This is a genomic window from Mesorhizobium sp. M2C.T.Ca.TU.002.02.1.1 (assembly GCF_003997225.1).
Genome location: NZ_RZTO01000633.1, coordinates 1 through 3,697, shown reverse-complemented (window position 1 = coordinate 3,697; position 3,697 = coordinate 1). Strand labels below are relative to the sequence as shown.

Here is a 3,697-nt window from a genome sequence, read left to right as displayed (position 1 = left end):
GCCGCGCGATCCTTCGACGACATATGCAGCGCACTCAAGGACATATGCGACCTGTTCGACCCGCTACAGTGCAGAAACTTCTTCAAAGCTGCCGGTTATGAGGCCAATTAAACGCGACATGCTTTAAGTACGCTCCGCTCCGGTTCTCGACACTCACTTCATACGACTATCCTGCCGAATTCTTTGAACGATCTCGCGTCGGCGCTTAGGTGCTGGCTCAGTCGCGCGCGAGCGCGCTGCGGAAGGCGACTGCGGCGAGGATGAGGCTGGCGATGGCGTTCCAGCCGGCGAGTGACAGACCCAGGATGCGAAGCGCCGCCTTGTCGCAGGAGGGCGGCACGAATTTGTCGAGCGCGTCGAGCACGCCCTTGCCGCCGGTGTCGACCGGGCCGGCGCCGGCGGTGCAGTCGGCAGGGCCCGGCCACCACGCCCATTCGACGCCGGAATGGTAGACGCCGAGATAGAGGCCGTAGAGCATCAACAGGCCGCCGATCGCCAGCAGGCCTCGCGTCACCCAGGCCGGCGCGCGCAGCATCGAGGTGATCGCCGCCAGCACCATCAGCGGCGCACCGATATAGTAGGGCGTGCGCTGCTCGAGGCAGAGATGGCAGGGGATGTAGCCGCCGATATATTGGAAGGCGAGCGCCGAGCCGACGGTCGCGGCCATGGCGACGGCGAGAAACAGCGCCGCGCGCGTGCGCTGGCGTCCGGTGTCGGCATTCATGGTCGCGGTCATCTATCGGGTCCGTTTGTTGCGTCGCTATCCGTGGGCGTATCTGACGAGGATATAGAGCAAAATCAGGGCAGCGGCGCCCGCGCCGACAATCAATCCCAAGCGCTTTTCGATGAACTCCCTGATCGACTCGCCGTAGCGTCGCAGCAGCCAGGCAAGCAAAAGGAAACGCGCGCCGCGCGCCACGATGGCCGAGACGATGAAGACGGCGAGATTGACGTGAAGCGCGCCGGCCAGGATGGTGACGACCTTGATCGGCGGCAGATGCGCGGCGCCGGACGTGACGAGCAGCACCAGCATCAGCCCGGCGCCGGACGACTGCCACCTCTCGAATGTGGCAAGGCCGCCGAAATGCTCCAGGATCGGGCGGGCTATCGTGTCGTAGGCATAGTAGCCGATCAGCCAGCCGGCGATGCCGCCCAGCACGGACGCAACCGTGGCGGTCAGCGCGTAGCGATAGGCGCGTTCGGGCCGCGCCAACGCCATGGGCAGGAACAGCACGTCGGCCGGGATGAAGAACACCGAGCTTTCGACGAAGGCGATGAAGGCCAGCCACCATTCGGCGGACTTGCGCGCCGCCAGCGACAGGGTCCAGTCGTATAGTCCGCGAAGCATAGGCTCTCCTAATGCGGTCGATATAATTCCGGACGGAAAACCGCAGCGCACTTTTCCAGGAATTGCTCTGATCAATGTCACCCGAGACGCTTGGCGGTTTTGGGCAACGGCAGGCAGGAAGACAAGGACCCAAAGCGCCGCATCCAGCTTCCGGATGCGAGGCGCTCAACGCTTCGTCTGTCTAGAAAGATTTTCCGCGCCGCACAATGTCTGCGTGGCCACGATGGCCGAAGGGTGGCCAATGCCGCCGTTTGCGCGGGCAAAATACGCAACAGGCCAGTTGACGAACACCCATCCGCCCGTATAGTCCGCGCCCATCCAGGCCGCCCGGCCTGAGCCCCTATGGCGGAATTGGTAGACGCGCTCGACTCAAAATCGAGTTCCACAAGGAGTGCTGGTTCGATCCCGGCTAGGGGCACCACCCTTCGCTCTGCGAGCTTCGGGGGCAGGCCATCCAAGCGCCCTACCGCATATTCCCCGTATGCCCTTGCGAATACCTTCCGGGCTGTGGCCACACCGTCAGTCCGTGCGGCTCGACGCCGACGCGGATTTTCGTCACGGCGCCGCTCGTCGTGTCGATCATGTAGACGTCGCTGTCGAAGCGGCCGGAGAGCCAAAGCTGCCTGCCGTCGGCGCTGACATTGCCCATGTCGGGGCTGCCGCCGCCGGGGATCGGCCATTGCGCGACCACGGCGCGGGTGGCGAAGTCGATCACCGTCACGCTGCCCGGGCCCTTGGCCTTGCCCTGCTCCATCTTGTGCGAGCCGCGGTTCGAGACATAGAGGCGCTTGCCGTCGCGGCTGACGACGAAGCCATGCGTGCCGATGCCGGTCGGGATGAAGCCGATTTCCCGAAAACTGTCGCCGTCGATCAGGAAGACGCCGTCATTCATCATGTCGGCGACGTAGAAGACCTTGCCATCGGGCGAGAGGCGGATGTCCTGCGGCATGCCCATCTTCGACAGGTCGAGATGGCCGAGCACCTTCTGGTTCTTCAGGTCGATCTTGGCCAGGCCGCCATCGCCATATTCGCAGGTGAAGATCGCGTAAGCGCCATCAACCGAAAAATCGGCATGGTTGATGCCGGGGCAGGTCGGCGTCGGCAGGCTCGATTTCAATGCCATGGTGTGCGGGTCGCGGAAATCGAGCTGCTTCATCGCCTCGTCGACGACGATTGCCGCGCTGCCGTCCGGCATGAAATAGAGATTATAGGGGTCATCGACCGGAATCTGCTGGCCGGGCTTGGCCGTCATGGGGTCGATCGGCGTCAGGCTGCCGTTCCTGCCGGTGCCGTTGTTGGCGACCCACAGCGTCTTCAAATCCCAGGACGGCACGACATGCTGCGGCTTGCTGCCGACCGGGAAGCGGTCGACCTCCTTCAAGGTTACGGTGTCGATCACCGAGACGGAGTTGGAGGAGCGGTTCGGCACATAGACGCGCGGCAGCGCGCCGGCCGTGGCGGGGCTCAGATGGCCGGCCGTGGTCTGGCTGTAGATGTTGACCGGCGCCGGCGGCGGATCGCTGCAATCCTCCGGGCAGGAGCCGGCATGCGAAACGCCGGGCTGCAGCGAGACAAGCAGCGCCAGTGGCGCGCCAAGACGGATGAAGCGCAGAAAAGTCCCGATCATTTTGGCTGACTTGCGATGAAGGCGCGGATCGCATCCGTCGTCCCGTCGACGATGAGATCCACGCCGAGTTGCCCGAATTCCGTAGAGGACCTTGCCGGATCGCCGCCATAAACGCCATCCCCGGCTCCGAGCTTTGGCGAGCTTGCAAGACGATCCTTGCGCACCAGGGACGGGTCGATGGCGAGCATCAGCGAGGTGTCGGCGAGGCCGGCATGGGTTCCGATTTCGGCGCGGGTGGCGCCGGCGGCCAGGAGCTTGTCAGTGTAAGGGCCTTGCGCGAACCGATAGTAATCGAGCGCGGCAAAGACCCGAACGGAGGTCTTTTTCCACTCGGCATTGAGCCGGTCGGCCACATGGCGTTCGTCGGCCTGATAGCCGCCGTGGTCTCCGATCAGCACGATCGTCTTGAAGCCGGCATGCCTGAAGCTGCGAGCCGCGGACTCCAGCAATTGCTCGAAAGTCTTGTCGCTGATGGTGATGGTTCCCGGAAAACGCATGTGCTCGGTGGGCGGATCGATATTGCCTTCCGGCACATAGGCGACAACCGGCGCGACCAGCGCGTTGCCCAGCTTCGTCGCGATCTTTTCGGCGAGGGCCTTCACCCGCACATTGTGCTTGCCTAGCGCCATTGCCGGGCCGCTCTGCTCGGTGCCGCCGATCGGGACGATGATCGTGGTCGTTCCCGCCGCGACGAGGTCGCGCAACTCGGTCCAGGTCTGGTC

General features: G+C 64.1%; 5 protein-coding genes and 1 tRNA gene. 1 reads left to right on the top strand and 5 read right to left on the bottom strand.

Annotated elements, in window-relative coordinates; genetic code table 11:
- Positions 1-217: 217 nt before the first annotated feature.
- From EOD07_RS26475 to EOD07_RS37790, 3 genes are all read right to left on the bottom strand, one after another.
- Complete coding sequence (locus tag EOD07_RS26475; protein WP_071070676.1) at positions 218-736, bottom strand: disulfide bond formation protein B; 519 nt, start codon at positions 734-736, stop codon at positions 218-220.
- A 24-nt stretch (positions 737-760) separates the two neighbouring features.
- Positions 761-1,348, bottom strand: coding sequence for a YqaA family protein (locus tag EOD07_RS26470; RefSeq protein ID WP_071070678.1), 588 nt, complete (start codon positions 1,346-1,348; stop codon positions 761-763).
- A 165-nt stretch (positions 1,349-1,513) separates the two neighbouring features.
- Complete coding sequence (locus EOD07_RS37790; RefSeq protein WP_164772545.1) at positions 1,514-1,666, bottom strand: hypothetical protein; 153 nt, start codon at positions 1,664-1,666, stop codon at positions 1,514-1,516.
- 18 nt (positions 1,667-1,684) lie between these two features.
- Between EOD07_RS37790 and EOD07_RS26465 the strand changes: the two genes are divergently transcribed.
- Positions 1,685-1,769 (top strand) — tRNA-Leu (locus tag EOD07_RS26465).
- Positions 1,770-1,811: 42 nt separating this feature from the next.
- Here the strand turns inward: EOD07_RS26465 and EOD07_RS26460 are convergent.
- Both EOD07_RS26460 and EOD07_RS26455 read right to left on the bottom strand, forming a co-directional pair.
- A complete protein-coding gene (locus EOD07_RS26460) occupies positions 1,812-2,975 on the bottom strand; it encodes a YncE family protein (protein ID WP_127237511.1) in 1,164 nt (387 codons plus the stop codon).
- Positions 2,972-3,697, bottom strand: a 726-nt coding sequence (locus EOD07_RS26455) for a creatininase family protein (protein ID WP_164772544.1), incomplete at its 5' end; no start/stop codon positions are given. The genes EOD07_RS26460 and EOD07_RS26455, both read right to left, overlap by 4 nt.

Bases quoted from the DNA above. Each gene is read 5' to 3' on its own strand.
- EOD07_RS37790 (WP_164772545.1), bottom strand. From the start codon at position 1,666: ATGGGCGCGGACTATACGGGCGGATGGGTGTTCGTCAACTGGCCTGTT.
- EOD07_RS26470 (WP_071070678.1), bottom strand. From the start codon at position 1,348: ATGCTTCGCGGACTATACGACTGGACCCTGTCGCTGGCGGCGCGCAAG.
- EOD07_RS26460 (WP_127237511.1), bottom strand. From the start codon at position 2,975: ATGATCGGGACTTTTCTGCGCTTCATCCGTCTTGGCGCGCCACTGGCG.
- EOD07_RS26475 (WP_071070676.1), bottom strand. From the start codon at position 736: ATGACCGCGACCATGAATGCCGACACCGGACGCCAGCGCACGCGCGCG.